Genomic DNA, 19,602 nt, shown 5'->3' on the forward strand with positions numbered 1-19,602 from the left:
GCCGGAGACCCTGGGGAAGAATATGTCGACCGGATTTCCTGGCAAGAGGGTGGGATTTGATCAAGGTACTCGTGGTTGATGACCATGATCTGGTACGCATGGGCATCAGTCGCATGCTCAGCGATGTGCCGGGCCTCAGTGTCGTAGGCGAGGCCGATAGTGGCGAATCCGCTCTCGAGCAGGCCCGTGCGCTGAAGCCGGACGTAGTGCTGATGGATGTACGTATGCCCGGCATCGGCGGCCTGGAAGCCACCCGTAAACTCATAGTGCAGAACAAGGATCTCAAGGTCGTCGCGGTTACCGTGTGCGACGAAGAGCCGTTCCCGACGCGACTGATGCAGGCCGGCGCTACCGGTTACGTGACCAAGGGCGCGGCACTGGACGAGATGGTGACGGCGATCCGCAAGGTGTACGCGGGGCAGCGCTATATGAGTCCTGATATCGCCCAGCTGTTGATCACCAAACTCTATGATCCGTCCAGCGAATGTCCATTCGATAGCCTCTCCGAACGGGAAATGCAGATCGCGCTGATGATCGTCAATTGCGAGAAGGTGCAGAGCATCTCCGACAAGCTTTGCCTGAGTCCCAAGACCGTCAATACCTACCGCTACCGCATTTTCGAGAAGCTGAGTATCCACAGTGACGTCGAGCTGGCGCTGCTTGCTGTACGCCACGGCATGATCGAAACCGTACGCTATTGAGCATGATCCACACGGAATTCGATGCGCAGGCCTTTCTGGCTACCGCAAGCAACAAACCCGGCGTCTACCGTATGCTCGACGAGCAGGGCACACTGCTCTATGTCGGCAAGGCAAAGAACCTCAGGAAGCGTCTGTCGAGCTACTTTCGCAAGACGGGCCTGAGCCCCAAGACCGAAGCACTGGTCGCGCGCATCCGTCAGATCGACACCACCATCACCGCCAACGAAACCGAGGCGCTGCTGCTTGAGCAAAGCCTGATCAAGGCGTCCCGGCCGCCGTACAACATCCTGTTGCGGGACGATAAATCCTATCCCTACGTGTTTCTGTCCAGCGAAGATGACTTCCCCCGGCTGGGCCTGCATCGCGGCACCAAAAGAGCCAAGGGGCGCTATTTCGGTCCCTATCCCAGTGCCGGCGCGATTCGCGAGAGCCTCGGTCTGCTGCAGAAGGCATTCAAGGTTCGGCAATGTGATGACAGCTATTACCGCAACCGCACGCGGCCCTGCCTGCAATACCAGATCAAACGCTGTAAGGGACCGTGCGTAGGCCTGGTCGACAAGCTCGAGTACGAACAGGATGTGCGGCATTCGGTGATGTTTCTCGAGGGGCGCAGCAACGCGCTGGCCGATGAGTTGCACCGTTCGATGGACGCCGCTGCAGAAAATCTGGATTTCGAACGCGCCGCTGAACTGCGTGACCAGATTGCCTTGTTGCGCCGGGTTCAGGATCAGCAGAACGTCGATACCGAACATGGCAATGTTGATGTAATTGCCGCCTCCGTCTCACCCGGTGGCGCCTGCGTGCACGTCATCATGGTTCGACAGGGCAGGGTGCTGGGCAGCAAGAACCATTTTCCGCGCGTGCCTATCGAACAGACGCCAGGTGAAGTGCTTGCCGCCTTCCTGCCGCAATACTATCTGGGCGATGCCGAGCGTGAGCTGCCACGGGAAATCATCGTCAATGCGACCCATGACGATCTGCCGGTCATTGCTGAGGCATTGGCCGTGGCGCGCGGGTTCGGCGTGACGATCAGCCACCGCGTGCGCGGTACGCGCAGCCGCTGGCAGAACATGGCCGTGACCAACGCTGACGCAGCGCTGGCCGGCATGCTATCGAACAAGCAGAACATGCAGGCACGCTTCGAGGCGCTGCAGGAAGCGCTCAAACTCGACGAAATGCCGACCCGCCTGGAGTGTTACGACATAAGCCACTCGAGCGGGGAGGCGACTGTCGCTTCCTGCGTAGTGTTCGGCCCTGAAGGTCCGATCAAGAGTGACTACCGGCGCTTCAATATCGAAGGCGTTACCGCCGGTGATGACTACGCCGCCATGCGCCAGGCTTTAAGCCGGCGGTTCAACAGGCTCAAGGACGGCGAGGGCAAGATGCCGGATATCCTGTTGGTGGACGGCGGCAAGGGGCAGATGAGCATGGCCCTGGACGTTCTCGGAGAACTGATGGTGCATGATCTGACGCTACTTGGTGTGGCCAAGGGCGTGACCCGCAAGGCAGGCATGGAAACCTTGTACCTGAACGACCCCCACAACGAGCTGGTATTGCCCGGCCATTCCCCGGCACTGCATCTGATCCAGCAGATCCGTGACGAGGCGCACCGGTTCGCCATTACAGGTCACCGACAGCGGCGGGGCAAGACGCGCAACACCTCGACGCTCGAAGGCATCGCAGGCGTCGGACCAAAGCGCCGGCGTGACCTGCTCAGACACTTCGGTGGCCTGCAGGAACTGAAGCGCGCCAGCGCCATCGAAATCGGCAAGGCGCCTGGTATAAGCAGAAAGTTGGCGGAACAGATTTATGCCGCGCTACATAGTGATTAGAATGCTTGCATAACCCAGTTGCCGAGACTCCATGAACATTCCTAACGTTTTGACCCTGATGCGGGTCGGCTTGATTCCGATCTTCATCCTGCTTTACTACCTGCCTTATCCCTGGAGCTACCTGGCCGCTTCTGTGGTGTTCACCCTGGCCAGCATCACTGACTGGCTGGACGGCTACCTCGCACGCAAGCTCGAGCAAAGTACTCCTTTCGGCGCTTTTCTTGATCCTGTAGCTGACAAACTGATGGTGGCGGTGGCGTTGGTGCTGCTGGTGCAGAGCCACGCCAATTTCTGGGTGACTGCCCCGGCGATGGTGATTATCGGACGTGAGATCGTGATTTCAGCGCTTCGCGAATGGATGGCTGAACTGGGCGCGCGGGCGCAGGTAGCGGTCTCCCGGTTGGGCAAATACAAGACCGCCGCGCAGATGGTCGCACTGGTGGTGCTGCTGGCCAACACTCCGGATATCACTAACTGGGTGATACTTGGCTATGTGCTGTTGATGATTTCTGCGGTGCTGACGCTGTGGTCGATGTACGTGTATCTGCGCGCTGCATGGCCGTATATGAGCATGGACAGTGATCAAAAGATCGACAGATAATATTTTCTGAATCAATGACTTGACAGGCCGGCGCAGAAAGATAGAATGAGCGCCGTTCCAAAGCGGGAATAGCTCAGTTGGTAGAGCACGACCTTGCCAAGGTCGGGGTCGCGAGTTCGAGTCTCGTTTCCCGCTCCAGTTTTATGTTGTGTTGGTTTCGCCAATGCAGCACACCCTCAGAGGCCGGGTGGCAGAGTGGTCATGCAGCGGATTGCAAATCCGTCAACGCCGGTTCGATTCCGACCTCGGCCTCCATTATTCAGTACCTGCTGGACTTAGTACCTGCTAGCCCGGATGGCGAAACTGGTAGACGCAAGGGACTTAAAATCCCTCGGAGGCAACTCCGTGCCGGTTCGATTCCGGCTCCGGGCACCATTCCAGTAGCATCCTCCTATCCTGTCCTATTTTCTTGTTCTTCGTCCCTTCGGTTACCGCTTACCCTGTTCAGTGCTGTCACCGCTTCATTGTCCGTCACGCCTCGGCAGCTCTAGCCTGCAGCTTTTCTCGCATGCGACAAACGACCGCATTCTCTAGTCGATTGCTCGCGCTGCGATTTGATATCCGTCAAGGGTCAACTAACCTCTCGCTTGTAGCCTGAACCTGAAGCTCGGAAGAGGGGGTTGGGTCTGATAGGCAGGCCGATTGTTCTCTCGACTGGGCACGTTCCGACTCTGCAGTGGCAGGGTCTCACCTGATCTGGGATCGAATCTATGAGAACCTTCCTTCTCTATCTTTTTACCTTTTGCGGACTCGTCGGATTCGGCGCGCCTGCATTCGCTGACCACCCCGGCGATACTGCGGACGTCAAGTATGTGCCGGACGTTGTCTTTACCCTTCGAACCGATATAGCAGATGGCAAGCTGGTCTATGTCAGTGAAGCGGGTCCAACCAAGGGCCAGATCAACCCAGAGATGCGGGTTGCCGAGGGCGCAGTGGTGCAGGTCAACGTCGTGAACGGCGATGGTGCCATCCATGATTTCGCGATTCCCGATTTCAGCGTGAAATCCGATCAGATCGGCGGCAAGGGCTCGGCGACTGCAGTGGTGTTCCGTGCCAGCAAGAGCGGCACCTTCGAATACCTCTGCACGCTGCCAGGTCATAAGGCTGCGGGGATGTTCGGCAAGCTGATCGTAGGCGATCCGCAGGAAACCACCGCGAGCAACTTCCCAGATCTGTCAAAGAACCCAAGCGAAGTCGGTGAGCCGGTCGGTAATCGCGGACCGAAGGAAGTGACTTTTGAACTGGAGACCACTGAGGTCGAAGGTCGTCTGAGCGACGGTGCAAGCTATAAGTTCTGGACTTTCAACAATACTGTTCCGGGTCCGATGATGCGTGTACGGGTAGGCGATACCGTCAACATCAACATGAAGAACTCAATTGATAGCGCGCACATTCACTCAATCGACCTGCATGCGGTAACTGGACCTGGCGGTGGTGCTGCGGTTACCCAGGCTGCACCCGGCCACAGCAAGAGCTTCTCGTTCAAGGCAATGGCGCCCGGCCTGTATGTTTACCACTGCGCTACGCCGATGGTGGCTCAGCACATCACCAATGGTATGTACGGCATGATTCTGGTCGAACCTGAAGGTGGTCTGTCTCCGGTTGATCGTGAGTACTATGTCATGCAGGGCGAGCTGTACACTGCACAGCGTCACGGTTCATCCGGTCTGCAGGAGTTTTCGCTGGACAAACTGCTCGACGAGCGTCCTGAGCACATGATGTTCAACGGCTCCATGGATGCGCTGTCTGCCACCCATAGCATGGAATCTGAAGTAGGCGAGACTGTACGGATCTTCTTCGGTGTGGGCGGCCCCAACCTGGTGTCCAGCTTCCACGTGATTGGCGAGATCTTTGACCGTGTATACGATCAGGCCTCACTGACCAGCCCTCCGCTGACCGATGTGCAAACCACACTGGTTCCTCCGGGCGGCGCCACCATGGTTGAGTTCGATACTGAATATCCAGGCAAGTACATTCTGGTGGACCACGCTCTGTCCCGCGCAGAAAAAGGTCTGGTCGGTATCCTGACTGTCAACGGTGAAGCTAACGCGGAGATTTTCGAAACCGAGGAGGCAGTAGACCACGCTAGCGGGCACTAACCAGCACCGCAGCCAACACGCCCCGGAACCCAGTGTTCCGGGGCGTTTTCGTTTGGGGCGCTAACTTTGCCGGTACTGCTCGTCCAGAAGTCGGATGCGGAGCGCCGTAAGTCCTTGAGCCAGATCAAGGATGCGGCACCTGAGCGGTGATTGAATGACCCTGTACTCATACAACCCGGGGACGTCCCATGCTGCGAAACTTTACTTCAGCACTTGTCGCGACTGCACTGCTCGGTACGGCTGCCACCGCCCAGGCAGCAATGCCCACCGACGCGACGCTTTACAAGAATCCTGACTGCACCTGTTGCGACGAATATGCGCGTCTCCTCGAAATCCGCGGTATACAGGTGACCATTGTTGACGACGCCAATATGGCCGAGATCAAACAGCAGGCGCGGCTGCCTTACGGGCTCGGCTCGTGCCACACCATGAAAATCGGCAACTATCATGTGGAAGGGCATGTGCCCTACGACGCCATAGCCGAGCTGTTCAAACAGCAGCCAGCCATCCACGGCATCACCTTGCCCGGGATGCCGCAGGGTAGCCCGGGCATGCCAGGACCGCAGCGTTCGCCCTTCGAGATTCAACAGTTTACCGATCAACAGGCTGAGCCCTTCATGACGCTGTAACGCCAGCGCTGCATGGCACAAAACAAAGGAGCAATTATGGATTTTGCATACAGTCCCGCCACCCAAACGCTGCGTCTCCAGGTGCGCGAGTTTCTTGACCAGCATATCGTGCCACGCCTGGGTCAATGGCAGAGTGAAGTCGCGGCAGGCCAGTTTCCTGTTTCGTTCATGGCCGACCTCAAAGCGCTGGCTCGTGAGGAGGGACTGTGGAATCTGTTTCTGCCGTCCTTGTGTGATGACGAGCCGGGTACGCGTCTGACCAATCTCGAATACGCGCCTTTGGCGGAAATCATGGGGAGGGTCAGCTGGGCTTCCGAGGTGTTCAATTGCAACGCGCCGGATACCGGCAACATGGAATTGCTGCATATGTTTGCGACGCCGGAACAGCGCGAACGTTGGCTGCAGCCACTGCTTGAAGGCGAAATACGTTCGGCGTTTGCCATGACCGAGCCGGATGTGGCCTCCTCGGACGCCAGCAATATCCAGACGTTGATCCGCCGCGATGGCGACGACTATGTGGTAAACGGGCGCAAATGGTTCATTACCAATGCCTCACACCCTGATTGCAAGTTCCTGATCGTGATGGGCAAGACTGATCCGGACGGAGAGCCGCGCAAACAGCAGAGCATGCTCATCGTGCCGTTCGATACCCCCGGCGTGGAGTTGGTACGCAACATTCCTGTGATGCACCACGTCTCACCTGAGGGGCATAGCGAACTGGTATTCCGTAACGTGCGCGTGCCAGCAACCAATCTGTTGGGTAATGAAGGCGACGGTTTCATGATGGCTCAGGCGCGGCTGGGGCCGGGCAGGGTGCACCATTGCATGCGCGCTATCGGTATGGCCGAGCTGGCGCTGGAACTGATGGTCGATCGCGCGCAGGAGCGTCGTACCTTCGGTCGTTATCTGCATCAGCACGGCAGTATTTCCGACTGGATTGCGCGTTCGCGTATGGAGATCGAACAGGCTCGCCTGCTGGTATTGAAAACGGCCTGGATGATTGACCAGAGCGGCGCGCGCGAGGCACGTCGGGAGATCGCCATGATCAAGGCCGTTGTACCCGCCATGCTCGGCAATGTAATCGATCGCGCTATGCAGGTATTCGGTGCCATGGGCTTGACCCCGGATACGCCCCTGGCCGATTTGTGGATCAGCTCCCGCGCACTACGCATCGCTGACGGGCCTGATGAAGTGCACCTGCGCAGCATTGCCCGGATGGAGATTGAGGCAGGTCAAGAGCGACGGGGTAGCAGCAGTGATTATCTGACCCCACCCGATGTGCTGCGCACTGACCACAAGCACTAACCCGCACGGTGCTGACGGCGTTCCTGATGCCTGAGAGCACCGATGCATTGACCATGATCAAGGCCGGCTGGATCAGAAAAGCGCAAAGTGGCCCGCGATTCACACCACCAGGGAGCCACTATGCAACTGGTCTGTCCAGCAGGCAGCCTGCCCGCGCTGAAATCAGCGCTGCGTCAGGGTGCTGACGCCATCTACACCGGTTTTCGCGACGACACCAACGCGCGCCATTTCGCCGGTCTCAATTTCACAGACAAACAACTGCAGAGCGGTGTTGATCTGGTCCGCCAGAAGGGGCGTCAGATCTATATCGCGGTCAATACCTATGCCTTGCCTGATGGGTGGGCACGCTGGCGCCGGGCTGTCGATCACGCTGCGGATCTGGGCGTGGACGCCCTGATCGCGGCGGATCCTGGGGTTCTGGCCTATGCAACCAAACATCACCCCGGGCTTAACCTGCATCTGTCTGTGCAGGGCTCGGCAACCAACGCGGCCGCCTTGCAGTATTACCATGAACATTACGGCATTCGCCGGGCAGTACTGCCGAGAGTGCTCTCGTTGAATCAGGTGCGGCAGGTGGCAGAGGCCAGCCCGGTGCCGGTCGAAGTCTTCGCCTTTGGCAGTCTGTGCATCATGGCCGAAGGGCGCTGCCACTTATCCTCATACGTAACCGGCGAATCACCGAATCTCTGCGGCGTCTGCTCGCCCGCCAGCGCCGTGCGTTGGAACCAGGAAGATGAAGTACTGAGCTCACGCCTGAACGATGTGCTGATAGACCGCTACGATGAGGGCGAGGCGGCGGGTTACCCGACCCTCTGCAAGGGCCGTTTCATGGTCAATGGCAAACGTTTTCATGCCCTCGAAGAACCCACCAGCCTGAACACGCTGGATCTGATACCGCAACTGGCTGCCATCGGTGTAACGGCAGTGAAAATTGAAGGCCGCCAGCGCAGCCCTGCCTACGTTGAGCAGGTGACCGGCGTCTGGCGTCAGGCGTTGGACCGGTTCGCCGCCAATCCAAGGGCCTATTCGGTTGAACCCGCGTGGATGCAGGCACTCGATAAGGTTTCAGAAGGCAGTCAAACCACTCTGGGCGCTTATCACCGCGCCTGGCAGTAGAGGGGAGAGCAATGAAATTAACACTGGGACCTATCCTGTTTTACTGGACGCGGCAACAGATCATGGATTTTTATGCCGACGTTGCCAGCGAGCCACTGGACGTCATCTATATCGGTGAAACAGTCTGTTCAAAGCGTCGCGCATTGTCTCTGGATGACTGGCTTGGGCTGGCGCGCGACCTGCGCAGCGAGAGCGGTGCGCAGGTCGTTGTATCAGGCCTGGCATTGATTGAAGCAGCGTCCGAACTCTCTGGCTTGCGGCGGCTATGCGACAACGGCGAGATCATGGTGGAAGCCAATGATATGGCCGCGGTGCACTACCTCACCAGCAAAGGCGTCGCGTTTGTTGGCGGCTCGTCACTCAACCTGTACAACGCGCTGGCGCTGCAGCAACTGACTGAGCAGGGCATGGTCCGCTGGGTGCCGCCGGTGGAATGTTCCGGCGAGCTGATTCAGGCCGTCATGCATCAGGCAGCTGATGAAGGGTTCGTCCTGCCCGAGATAGAAGTATTCGCCTGGGGCCATCTGCCGCTTGCCTATTCAGCGCGCTGTTTCACGGCTCGCGCAGAAAACAGACCCAAGGACGACTGCGGTTTTATCTGTCAGGAATATCCTGATGGTTTGTCCATGACGAGCCAGGAAGGCCAGCCTTTATTCACGCTTAATGGCATCCAGACCATGTCCGCCGGGGTGAGCAACCTGCTCGCTGAGTATCCACGCATGCGCGACATGGGCATTGACGCCCTGCGTATCAGCCCCGCCTCAAACGGGACGCTGGATATCATTCGCACCTTTGACGAAGTCAGACGAGGTGCCGAGCCGCCGCTGGCAATCGATGGTTGCAACGGCTACTGGTACGGCCAGCCCGGTATGTTGAGAGTAGAGGAGGCCGGCTTATGCTGAACCTTGCGAGTCTGGCATTGCGCGCAGGCGATCCCATCCTTCCATTGAGCCGGCACCTGCCTTTCGCTCTCCAGCGGCTGGTGATCGAAAAGACCATGGCCAGGATATTCGCCGAGCCGGTTGCCGACGGTGATTTTGACTGTCTACGCGGACGCTGGTTACGCCTGGAGGTGACAGATCTGGGTCTGGCCTGGAACGTAACCCGCACGGATAAGGGCCTGCGCCTGGATAGAACCGCTCCCTCGGATCTGTGCATTCGCGGGAACTGGCGCGAATTCCTGTTACTGGCCAGCCGTCAGGAGGACCCTGATACCTTGTTCTTCCGGCGTCGGCTGATCATTGAAGGCGATACCGAACTGGGTTTGGAAATAAAAAACCTGATGGACAGTCTGGACCCTGATCGTTTGCCGCCGCGGTTGTGGCAGCTGATTCAATGGTTGGGAGCCGGGGCGACAGGAATTGATCCGCATCAAGGAGTGCAGCAACCCAGCGCATGACAATTGGCCCCTGGAGGTGTGCCAATGAGTAATGCAAAAGATTCCCCACTTATCTATTCCTGTTCGGGCTGCTCCAACGTGGCGCAGCTCGCCAATACGCTCGCCCTGCGGATTGACCGTGCCGGTATTGCCGAAATGTCCTGCATCGCCGGCGTCGGTGGCAAGGTTGCGCCCCTGGTCAAGACTGCGCAATCAGGCCGCCAGATTATCGCGGTGGACGGCTGCAAGCTGCAGTGTGCCAAAGCCTGCCTGAACAATGTCGGCGTGACACCCGATATCCATGTCACCCTGAGCGACTATGGCGTACGCAAACGCTTCGGTGAGGACTGCTCGCCGGAACAGGCCGACGAACTGGAGACACAGATCGTGGAGCTGATCCATAGCCGTTCTGTCCAGGATGAAGCGATCTAGTCTGATCGGGCGGGGGCTGATCCGAAGGTTAACTGTGCTGCGCTGATGAATTCGCGCCGGGCGGAGCACGAACTCGTTCCCTCTTTGGAAAAGAGCACGGACTCTTGACCCTTGCGAATCAGGCTGGAGAAAGCACGGACCGGTCCCCCCTTTGAAAAAGGGGCCGGGGAGATTCGAATTTGCAGTTGCTGTGGCGACGATATTGAAGCCACCCGCCCGCCAGCTGCCAGGATTGCGCAAGACGCCGTAAACCCGTCCCTGGGGGCTTGGTGAAAATATCCCTATTTTCAACACTTGCTCCACCCCGACAGTCGGCCGGCTTGGTCGGGCCTCCGTATGGCGGTGAATTTCAACTGTATCCGCATCATTGATATCAGCAAACGTGCGCATCAGGCGGGACGAAGCACAGACTGGTTCCCCCTTTGAAAAAGGGGGCTAGGGGGATTCGAATTTGCAGTGGTTGCGACGGCGATGCTGCGACGGCGATATTGGAGCCATCCGCCCGCCAACGGCCAGGATTGCGCAAGACGCCGTCAACCCGTCCCTGGGGGCTTGATGAAAACATCCCTGTTTTCAACACTTGCTTCACCCTGACAGTCGGCGGGCTCGATCAGGTATGGATGCGGCTGAGAGAACGAAACGGATGTTGAGATTAGCTGGCAACTCGAATCTCCTAGGCGGAGTGAGGCGACAGGGTTGCGCTGACCGTTTGATGACAGGGATGTCATCACCGAGCTTACAGGGATGTACTTGCAGCGTGTCAGCGCGGCCCTGTCGGCTCGCGGAAGCAGGCTCAGTGCTTTCGGTGAGCAGGTTTAATCGGCTGCTACTCTGGCGTAGCGCAGGCGCGCTACACCCCCGGGAGGGACAAGCGCAGGTGCTCTCATCCTCTACGCCAGATTCTGCTCTACCACCCAAACCGCTGCTTCAGTACGCGAGCGCATGCCGAGTTTGTTCAACACCCGTTTGACATGCACTTTCACTGTGCCTTCGCTGATATCCAGTTCCCGGGCAATCATCTTGTTGCTTTGGCCCTTGGCGATCTGGCGCAATACGTCCCGCTCCCGTCGGGTAAGGTGAGCCTGTGGTTCCGGGGCTTCAGCTTCGGGCCGGCTGCGAATGGCATCGGCCAACACCATGGTCAGTTCGGCGCTGAGCGCCAGCTTGCCGAGTGCGGCGAGGCGTATCTGTTCGACCAGCTGTTCTGCGTCCATATCCTTGAGCAAATAACCGTCAGCACCGCTGCGCAGCGCTTCGAGCACGTCGTCGTGATCGTCGGATACGGTAAAGAAGATGATGCGGGCATCAATCTGCTCGAGTCGCATCTGGCGCAGAATCTCGAGCCCACCCATGCCCGGCATGTTCAGATCAAGCAAAATCAGGTCAGGCTCGAGTTCGTGGGCAAGGCGGATGGCGTCCACGCCATTGCCGGCTTCCCCGGCCGGATCGAGATCAGGCTCCATGGCCAGCAGGTCACGCAGACCGCGGCGCATCATGGGGTGGTCGTCCACTAGCAGAATTCGGATGTTCTCTGTTTCATTCATGTGCAACGTATTCCTTCAGGACTACGGTTCGATAATCAGGCGGGAAGTTCACCGTTATCCGGGTTCCGCCAGTTTGTTTTCTGAGAATATTTAGCGTACCGCCGAGGCTGCTGGCGCGTTCGCGCAGGATGCTCAGCCCGTAGTGACCCTCAGGGGAGGTGGTTTCGGCGATCCCGATCCCGTCGTCCTCGACTGATACCGACACGGTTCCTTGCCCATCCTGCTTCAGCTGAATGCCGCACTGATCTGCCTGGGCATGCTTGATGACGTTGCTCAGTGCCTCACGGGCAATCTGCAGACAGTGGATCTCTTCATTGGGTGAAAGCGGGCAATGATCCAGCTGGTAGTCCAGCGCGATCTCCACGCCGGAGTTACGGCTGAACTCCTTGACGGTGGCCTGCAGCGCCGGTTTCAGGCCCGGCTCGTTAACCTGTATACGAAAGGTGGTTAGCAGCTCACGCAGTTGGCGGTAGGCTGCAGCGAGCCCTTGTTCGATCTGCTCGTGCGTTTCAGCCAGCTCGCTCGGTCCGCAGCCTTTTTCGACCTGCCGTTTGAGCCTGGCCAATTGCAATTTCTGTGCAGACAGCGCTTGTGCGAGGGAATCGTGTAGCTCCCTGGCGATCACGGCACGCTCTTCCATCAATGCAAGACGCGCCTGCTGTTGACCGATATTGGCCAGGCTCATGGACGCTGCGTACAAGTCGGCGAGCGTAATCAGCACCTGCTCCTGCCAGGGCTTGAGCGGTTCGCCGTCTACTTGCTCGACGCGTAAACTGCCCAGATGAGTCCGGCCTGAGTGCAGTTCGAAACTGACCAGCCGATCCAGGCATTCCAGCTCAGAATCCTTCAGGTCCGCCGGACACTCGGCGCAGCTGGATAATTTGCAGTAGTGCGGCGGCTCGCTACCTTCGGAGCTAACCGCGGCGTAGTTACCACCCCCTGCGCCATTGTTCAGGCAAAGCGATACCGGACCGCAGCCGAGCGCTTCCCGCACGGCCGCGAGTGAGCGAGCCATCATGCGCACAGGGTCCTCAGGCTGGTTGTAAAGCATTCGGGCGCTCTCGAAGAGCAGGTGCAGCGCGGCGTTGGTGTGGGTCAGTTCCGCAGTTTTGTCTTTGACCTTGGTTTCCATGTCCGCATACAGACCGGCGAGTTCTTCGTTCATTTTATTGAAGGTGCTGGCGAGCAGGTCCAGTTCTGTTCCGCTGCCCGGTCTGATTCGGCCACTGAAGTCACCGCGGCTGACTTGATGGGCGAGGGCGGAGAGCTGGCGCAAGGGGGCGGCAAGGTGTTTTCGCAGATCAAATATAAGGACGCAGGTACTCAGCAGGATGACCAGGAGCGTACCCAACTGCACGCGTTGTATCAGCGCCAGATTGTGTTCAGATCGCCGCTGCAGAGTGGCGACAATCCCATTCAACAGGTCGACGAATACCGAAGCTTGCTCCCTCAACGGTTGTACCTGGGGCGCCTCGCCAACGAGTAGTGGGCGCATCTTGCGTTGCCACTGATCGACCACAGCCGTATGCAAGGCGGGCAGGGCAGAGTCGCGGTGGCGCTCCAATGCAGCTCGCAGGCTCGGAGACTCAAGAGTCGTCTGCATTTTCTCGACATAAACTTGCAGGCCTTCAGGATCGGCTTCCGCGGTCGCTGCGAGTCGCCAGGCTTGCATGCGCAGGCTGCCGGCTACGTTGATTGCTTCGGCGTCTCCCTCCAGCGCGTTGGTCACATAGCTGTTCCCGAGTATGCCCAGCAGGGTGATGCAGATGATGGTGGCGCAGGCGATGATCGCTCTGGATACGATGGAATGACGATGTTTCGTGTCGGCAGTCCCGGTTACGTCAGCAGATTGGGTGGTGTTTTCGGTCATGACTTATCTTGCGCGATTGGGCGACGGCTGAACACAGGCAATCACAGCTTCGCATGCGATACCTTTACAGAAACATCGCCATACTGGCGAGAATGATCACCAGCCAGCCGCTGACGATAGCGCGGAACAACTTCGGACCCTGAGCCAGTCCCATGAAATGGTCAATCAACCATTGGCCCTTGATCGCGCTGAGGAGAATGATTGCCCATAGCAGCCAACTCCCTTCGGTGTAGTGCCCCAACCACCAGCCCAGCGCGGTGAGACCGAGCAGTGCCAGCCAGCTGTACGTCAGTTTAGTCGTCATGCGTACCTCACGGCAGTATATAAAGCAGGGGAAACAGCATCAGCCATACCAGATCCACCATGTGCCAGTAACTGGCAGCCGAGTCCGCTGCCATTCGCCGCGCTCCAGGCGTTTGATACACGCCGCGCTGCCAGCGCCGGGCGACTACGAGCAGGATCACCATCCCCAGTAACACGTGCATCATGTGAAAGAAGGTGGTGAAAAAGTAGAAGAAGTAGAAGGTGTCAGTGCGCAGGTTGTACCCCGCGCTGAACAGCTGAACGTATTCAACAGTCTTGATCACGACGTAGATAACGCCGCTGCCCGCGCCGGCATAGAACCATCGCGGCAAGCTCGACAACCGCCCCGCACGCATATCGGCGACACCGCGAGCCACCCAGTAGCTTCCGGTGAGCAGCGCCAGCGTGTTGATCAGCCCCGCTTGGGGATGCAGCGTTGCCACACCGGCGCTGAACATTTCGGGCCAGGTGCCGCGGGCAAACGCCATCCCGCCCAGCAATAGAGCGAAAACCGCCAGTTCGGCGAAAATGAAGAACCACATCGCCAGATCGCCGGGTATCTCCGCTTCCGTTACTTCGGCACCCAAGGGCAAATTTATTCGTTCGCGTGCGTTCATGGCGTGCGTCCGGTCAGCAGGAGATACAACTGCGGCAGGAGTGCAGGCAGGTCAGCGGCTTTTTGCAACAGATGGAATCGCTGTGGGCCGAACAGATAGGGCAGGTAATCCGCCGCCTCGTGATCGATGGTCACACAGAAGGGTTCGAGGCCGGCACGGCGCGCCTCGATCAGGGCATGGCGGGTATCTTCCATACCATAACGCCCTTCATACAGGTCCAGATCGTTTGGTTTTCCATCAGTCAGCAGCAGCAACAGGCGCTGCTCGGCGGGCTGTTCCTTGAGAATTTCCGTTGCCTGACGGATCGCCGCGCCCATGCGCGTGTAATACCCAGGGCGTAACGCCTGAATGCGGCCGTGTATTGGCGCGCCCCAGGGCTCGGCGAAGTTCTTGATCAGACTGAAACGCACGTGGTCACGTCGACGCGAGGAGAATCCATACATCGCGAAGGAGTCATCGCCTGCGTCCAGTGCTTCGCCCAGCAGTTCCAGGCTGTCGCGCACGACGTCGATCACCTGATGCTGGTTATCGGCATAGGCTTCGGTGGACAAGGAAAGGTCAGCCAGCACCAGACAGGCAAGATCACGCTGTTGCGGCGATTGCTGACGCCATAACGCCGGCTGGGCGTTGGCTTCGCCGCGCCGGCGAGCGGTAGCGAAATGGATGCAGGCCTCCATATCCAGCAGGGGGCCAGTAGCCTGACGCTTGTTCCAGCCTTGCTGCGGGCGCAGCGCTTCAAAGCGGCGGCGCAGCTCACCGGCAAGTGGCTGCAAGCGCGACGGCAAGGTGCAGGGCACGGCATCCTTCGGCAGCATCGGGATAACCTTGCAGTGCCGGGCTACCAGCTGCTCCTTGCGCCAGTCCCATTCGGGTAACAGGCAGCCGGCGCCGAGCGGGATGTCGTCCTCGGCTGCGGAGGGCAGATCCAGATCCAGACGCAGACGGGACGCGCCGGCATCGCCGTGGCGTGACAGACTCAAATAATCGAGATCGTCGGCAACGCGGTCCGCATCATCGTCTTCGCTGTCGTCGACGGTGCGGTCCACCGGTACAAACTCGGACCAGGAGAACAGACTTTCAAGGCGGAACACGATTAGCCCGTCGCGCCCGTCTATGTCATCAACAAATTCGGCGCGCTTGCGGCCCTTGCCTTCCTTGGGTTTGGGCGCGCCAGAGCTGGTGCCGTCGTTGTCATCGGTACGCGACACGGCGGCCTGATCCTGATGCAGCGCCGGATACAGCCACAGCGGAACAGGCAGCGGATCGCCATCGGCTAGGGGCAGACTTCGCTGACTTCCAGGCTCGAGGATGGCCGCCTGCAGACAGCGTTCACGACGAGCCTGCGCAGCGGAGAGCGTGTTCACAGAGGGGCGGATACGAACCAGTTCAGTCGCCAGCCGCTCATACAGCGACACCAAACCCGGAAAACGTTCCAGCGTGGCGGTAACCTGGGTCTGGTTCCATACCAGCCAGTCGCCTGTAGCGGGTGAGCCGCTCTGGCTGGCCAGAGCCACCAGCCATAGATACAGGTCATTGTTCAGTTCGGTGGTCGGGTAAGTCTGGATCACGGCGGGCAGACGTACACTGTCGTGATCGCGCCAGGCCATGGCGTACTGGCGACCGGTGCCGGCGATTTTTTCGAGCCAGTGACGCGGAGGTCGAAAGGTGCGCTCGGTGGCGGCTTTGATCACCAGGCCGGGGTCGCCGCCCAGCGCGCGAAACACCATGGCCAGGCGCGGGCCCTGATCTTCCAGTCGAACCTGGGCTTCGGGATAACTGGTACGCGCCAGGCGAGTCACCAGATTGTGCCAACGCATGCCTACGAGTTCTTCCATCGTTCAGTCCTTCTCGATCGCAGGGAGGGGGTGCGGCAAGGCGCAGAGACTATTGATTTGGATGCTGGAGAGCAGTTGGTGCATGGATCTCTCCTTGGTGAATTCCGGAGGGAGATGCCGGCAGGGGACTGCCGGCATGGTTTGGCTACAGGCTTTACGCTGCTGCAGCGGGTAACTCAGTGACTTCGTTAGGACGGAGGGCAACGATGAAGCTCGACAGATACATGATCACGCCGATACCAAAGCCCACACCTGCAGCCAGACGCATCCAGTAGATCACGGTGATCGCATCCTGAGTGGCCATGAAGCCCAGCGCGCCGGCATCGTCAGGGATACGTTGCAGCCAGATCTGTACCACGCCTGCAGCGGTCAGCAGCAGTGTGATCAGCAGCATGGAGATGCTCATTGTCCAGCAGGATGCGATTTCCCAGCGCTGTGCCTGCGGGCTGTTGGCTTCACGACCTTGCAGCAGTGGCGCAGCGTAGGAAATGATTGCCAGGACGATCATCACGTAGGCGCCGTAGAACGCGAGGTGGCCGTGGGCAGCAGTCAGCTGAGTCCCGTGTGTGTAGTAGTTGACTGGAGCCAGAGTGTGCAGGAAGCCCCATACACCGGCGCCGAGGAACGCCATGATGGTGCAGCCGACAGCCCAGGTAACGGCAGCCTTGTTCGGATGGTCGCGGCGGCGACGCTTCAGCATGCTGAAGGCGAATACCATCATCATGAAGAACGGCAGCGGCTCGATAGCGGAGAAGACCGAACCGATCCACAGCCAGTAGCCGGGTGCACCAATGAAGAAGAAGTGGTGTCCGGTACCCAGGATGCCGCTGATGAGAGCCATGGCGATGATCAGGTACAGCCACTTTTCAACGACTTCACGGTCAACGCCAGTGGTCTTGATCAGGATGAAGGCCAGAATCGAACCCAGAATCAGTTCCCAGACGCCTTCCACCCACAGGTGCACAACCCACCACCAGAAGTACTTGTCCATCACCAGCGATACGGGATTGTAGAAAGCGAACATCCAGAACACGGCCAGACCGATCAGACCTGTCATGAGCACCATGTTGATAACCGTTTTGCGGCCACGCAGGATGGTCATGCAGACATTGAACAGAAAGCCTACGCAGACCAGGGCAATTCCGATCTTGGTGATGGTTGGCTGTTCAAGGAACTCGCGGCCCATGGTCGGCAGTAGATGATTGCCGGTGAGCGTCGCCAGTGTGGCGTACGGCACGGACAGATAACCGACGATAGTCAGGGTCCCGGCGGTCGCGAAAACCCAGAACAGGATCTTCGCCAGCAACGGGCTGTAGATCTCACACTGGGATTCTTCGGGCACCAAGTAATAGGTTGCGCCCATGAAGCCGAACAGCAGCCACACGATCAGCAGGTTGGTGTGGACCATGCGGGCCACGTTGAAGGGAATCTCCGGGAACAGGAAGTCACCGATGATGTACTGCGTGCCGAGGATCAGGCCGAAAACGATCTGGCCGACGAACAAAATCATGGCGAAAACGAAGTAGGGCTTCGCTACCGACTGACTTGCATATTTCATAATTTGATAATCCTTGCGTAATGGGAACCGGGTCAGTTCTAGGAAACCTTTGCAAAACGTAGCGAGCGATGGTCAGGTTTCCTCAGCCTTCCTTGTTCGGCGGCCAGTCATTGGTATCAATACGCGATGTCCAGATCAGGAACTCGGACAGGGCGCGTGTTTCTTCCTCGGTCAGGTTGAATTGCGGCATCTTCCGGCGGCCGGGAACGCCGATCGGCTGCGCCTTCATCCAGGCGGAAAAGTAGGCATGAAAGGCTTCTTCGTTGCCCATGCCGCGACGGTCAAAGACGTTGCCCAGCTCGGGAGCGAAATAGGCGCCTTCACCCAGGAGTGAATGGCAGCCAACACAGTTGTTCTCTTCCCAGAGCTCCTTGCCGTGAGCGACCTCAGCGGTGAGCTGGTCGCGGTTCTCGCGCTCAGGAATCGCCACCACGGTGTCCACGGTCAGTCCGATAAACAGCAGCATGAAAAACATGCCGCCCCCGTAGTAGATATTTCGGGCCATGCCCTTGGTAAAACGCTCCGACATGATTATTTCCTCATCGTGTTAGTAGTTCTGAAGCTGTGGCAGATCAGACTCGGGAATCCTCTGAATAACTACGTTCTTCAGAAGCTCCTCAGGCGCTGGTTTTCAGTTGTTGTAAGGTTGTCGCAGGGTGGGTGTTCGCCCCGAAGTGCGCCTTGACCACGTCAAGGATGGCGGCCTGAGTGGTCGGGTCGTCACTCAGCGGCTGCGCCAGGCAGGCTTCGCAGGCGGCGACGGGATCAAGGCCGGCACGCATCAGGCGAGCGGTATGTATGAGTAGTCGGGTAGAAGGCGCTTCCTCCAGGTCATGTGTGCCGAGATGGCGTAAGGCATTGCACAGCTGAACCAGCCGTGTTGCCAGAGCAACTTCGATGCCGGCTTCGCGAACCAGAATGTCGATTTCTGCAGCTGCTTCGGGGTAGTCAAAGGTCATCGCCACGAACCGTTGGCGAGTGCTCGGCTTGAGTCCTTTCAACAGGTTGCGGTAACCGGGGTTGTAGGACACCACCAGCATGAAGCCGGGGGCAGCTTCGAGGCACTCGCCAGTCGCATCCAGCGGCAGAATGCGGCGGTCATCAGCAAGCGGGTGCAGGACTACCGTGGTGTCCTTGCGCGCTTCGATAATCTCGTCCAGATAGCAGATGGCGCCTTCACGTACTGCGCGGGTCAGAGGGCCGTCCTGCCAATAGGTGCCGTCAGTTCCAATGAGGTGCCGGCCGACGAGGTCCGCGGTGGTCAGGTCGTCATGGCAGGCCACTGTGTACAGCTTGCGCCCCAGACGTTCGGCCATGTGTTGAACGAAGCGGGTCTTGCCGCAACCGGTGGGACCCTTGATGAGCACCGGGAGTTGATGCCGGGCGGCCTGTTCAAATAGTTCGGTTTCATTACCTGTGGCCCGGTAGTAGATGCCGTTGTGCTCGGGCTGATGGAGTGCACTGGTGCTTGCAAGATCGTTCATACGTTTCGTCCTGATCTGGATCCTGCTCGAAAGGTAGTTAAGCCGTCGAAGCGGATCGGATGCCTGTGCAGGACTAATAGCAAGTGCTATGCCAGTTTATAAGTCACTGTTCTATAAAGAGAAAGTAGGCGTGCAAGTATTTTCGACCCGGCTGCGGCGTGGTAATAATCACCATTAGTGGTGAGATGTACCGTTTCGTTTGCGGCAGCGACCAATAGCACTGTCTGCGTCAATAGGTAGGAAGGGGTATGGCAGTTGTTCGGCCGGTTGTTCACCATGACCCGACATGGGTGGAGAA

At 58.6% G+C, this 19,602-nt stretch carries 18 protein-coding genes and 3 tRNA genes; 13 read left to right on the forward strand and 8 right to left on the reverse strand.

Annotated elements, in window-relative coordinates:
* The first annotated feature begins 56 nt into the window (after positions 1 to 56).
* The 13 genes from uvrY (at position 57) to HG264_RS04755 (ending at position 10,093) form a co-directional block, all read left to right on the forward strand.
* A complete protein-coding gene (gene uvrY, locus HG264_RS04695; RefSeq protein WP_169406570.1) occupies positions 57 to 701 on the forward strand; it encodes a UvrY/SirA/GacA family response regulator transcription factor in 645 nt (214 codons plus the stop codon).
* A gap of 5 nt (positions 702 to 706) precedes the next feature.
* Entirely contained in the window at positions 707 to 2,533 is a 1,827-nt protein-coding gene (gene uvrC / locus HG264_RS04700) for an excinuclease ABC subunit UvrC (protein WP_169409008.1), read from the forward strand.
* Between the two features lie 31 nt (positions 2,534 to 2,564).
* On the forward strand, positions 2,565 to 3,134 hold the full coding sequence (pgsA, locus tag HG264_RS04705) for a CDP-diacylglycerol--glycerol-3-phosphate 3-phosphatidyltransferase (RefSeq protein ID WP_169406571.1): 570 nt from the start codon (positions 2,565 to 2,567) through the stop codon (positions 3,132 to 3,134).
* Between the two features lie 62 nt (positions 3,135 to 3,196).
* Positions 3,197 to 3,272 (forward strand) — tRNA-Gly (locus HG264_RS04710).
* Positions 3,273 to 3,315: 43 nt separating this feature from the next.
* A tRNA-Cys gene (locus HG264_RS04715) sits at positions 3,316 to 3,389 on the forward strand.
* A gap of 33 nt (positions 3,390 to 3,422) precedes the next feature.
* Positions 3,423 to 3,509, forward strand: a tRNA-Leu gene (locus HG264_RS04720).
* Positions 3,510 to 3,844: 335 nt separating this feature from the next.
* A complete protein-coding gene (nirK, locus tag HG264_RS04725) occupies positions 3,845 to 5,233 on the forward strand; it encodes a copper-containing nitrite reductase (RefSeq protein ID WP_178102801.1) in 1,389 nt (462 codons plus the stop codon).
* 188 nt (positions 5,234 to 5,421) lie between these two features.
* Positions 5,422 to 5,862, forward strand: coding sequence for a DUF411 domain-containing protein (locus HG264_RS04730; RefSeq protein WP_169406572.1), 441 nt, complete (start codon positions 5,422 to 5,424; stop codon positions 5,860 to 5,862).
* Positions 5,863 to 5,898: 36 nt separating this feature from the next.
* Entirely contained in the window at positions 5,899 to 7,167 is a 1,269-nt protein-coding gene (locus HG264_RS04735) for an acyl-CoA dehydrogenase family protein (RefSeq protein WP_169406573.1), read from the forward strand.
* A 120-nt stretch (positions 7,168 to 7,287) separates the two neighbouring features.
* Complete coding sequence (locus HG264_RS04740; RefSeq protein WP_169406574.1) at positions 7,288 to 8,283, forward strand: peptidase U32 family protein; 996 nt, start codon at positions 7,288 to 7,290, stop codon at positions 8,281 to 8,283.
* Between the two features lie 11 nt (positions 8,284 to 8,294).
* Complete coding sequence (locus HG264_RS04745; protein ID WP_169406575.1) at positions 8,295 to 9,185, forward strand: U32 family peptidase; 891 nt, start codon at positions 8,295 to 8,297, stop codon at positions 9,183 to 9,185.
* Positions 9,179 to 9,682: an SCP2 domain-containing protein gene (locus HG264_RS04750; protein WP_169406576.1), complete on the forward strand. Its 504-nt coding sequence runs from the start codon at positions 9,179 to 9,181 to the stop codon at positions 9,680 to 9,682. The genes HG264_RS04745 and HG264_RS04750 overlap by 7 nt, the downstream gene beginning before the upstream one ends.
* 24 nt (positions 9,683 to 9,706) lie before the next feature.
* On the forward strand, positions 9,707 to 10,093 hold the full coding sequence (locus HG264_RS04755; protein ID WP_169406577.1) for a putative zinc-binding protein: 387 nt from the start codon (positions 9,707 to 9,709) through the stop codon (positions 10,091 to 10,093).
* Between the two features lie 890 nt (positions 10,094 to 10,983).
* Here the strand turns inward: HG264_RS04755 and narL are convergent.
* The 8 genes from narL to HG264_RS04795 form a co-directional block, all read right to left on the reverse strand.
* On the reverse strand, positions 10,984 to 11,637 hold the full coding sequence (narL, locus tag HG264_RS04760; protein WP_169406578.1) for a two-component system response regulator NarL: 654 nt from the start codon (positions 11,635 to 11,637) through the stop codon (positions 10,984 to 10,986).
* Positions 11,630 to 13,507 (reverse strand): ATP-binding protein, encoded by a 1,878-nt coding sequence (locus tag HG264_RS04765; protein WP_169406579.1) that lies wholly within the window; start codon positions 13,505 to 13,507, stop codon positions 11,630 to 11,632. Before HG264_RS04765 ends, narL begins: the two co-directional genes overlap by 8 nt.
* A gap of 64 nt (positions 13,508 to 13,571) precedes the next feature.
* Positions 13,572 to 13,811 (reverse strand): cytochrome C oxidase subunit IV family protein, encoded by a 240-nt coding sequence (locus HG264_RS04770; protein ID WP_169406580.1) that lies wholly within the window; start codon positions 13,809 to 13,811, stop codon positions 13,572 to 13,574.
* A 7-nt stretch (positions 13,812 to 13,818) separates the two neighbouring features.
* A complete protein-coding gene (locus HG264_RS04775) occupies positions 13,819 to 14,427 on the reverse strand; it encodes a cytochrome c oxidase subunit 3 (RefSeq protein WP_169406581.1) in 609 nt (202 codons plus the stop codon).
* The gene (locus HG264_RS04780; RefSeq protein WP_169406582.1) at positions 14,424 to 16,262 is read right to left on the reverse strand and encodes a nitric oxide reductase activation protein NorD; all 1,839 of its coding nucleotides are present in this window, start codon (positions 16,260 to 16,262) and stop codon (positions 14,424 to 14,426) included. Before HG264_RS04780 ends, HG264_RS04775 begins: the two co-directional genes overlap by 4 nt.
* A gap of 154 nt (positions 16,263 to 16,416) precedes the next feature.
* Complete coding sequence (locus HG264_RS04785; protein WP_169406583.1) at positions 16,417 to 17,820, reverse strand: cbb3-type cytochrome c oxidase subunit I; 1,404 nt, start codon at positions 17,818 to 17,820, stop codon at positions 16,417 to 16,419.
* A gap of 82 nt (positions 17,821 to 17,902) precedes the next feature.
* Positions 17,903 to 18,349 (reverse strand): cytochrome c, encoded by a 447-nt coding sequence (locus tag HG264_RS04790; protein ID WP_169406584.1) that lies wholly within the window; start codon positions 18,347 to 18,349, stop codon positions 17,903 to 17,905.
* An 88-nt stretch (positions 18,350 to 18,437) separates the two neighbouring features.
* Complete coding sequence (locus HG264_RS04795) at positions 18,438 to 19,304, reverse strand: CbbQ/NirQ/NorQ/GpvN family protein (RefSeq protein WP_169406585.1); 867 nt, start codon at positions 19,302 to 19,304, stop codon at positions 18,438 to 18,440.
* Positions 19,305 to 19,602: the final 298 nt, after the last annotated feature.

Origin of the sequence: Pseudomonas sp. gcc21 (assembly GCF_012844345.1) — a bacterium.
Lineage (GTDB): Bacteria > Pseudomonadota > Gammaproteobacteria > Pseudomonadales > Pseudomonadaceae > Halopseudomonas.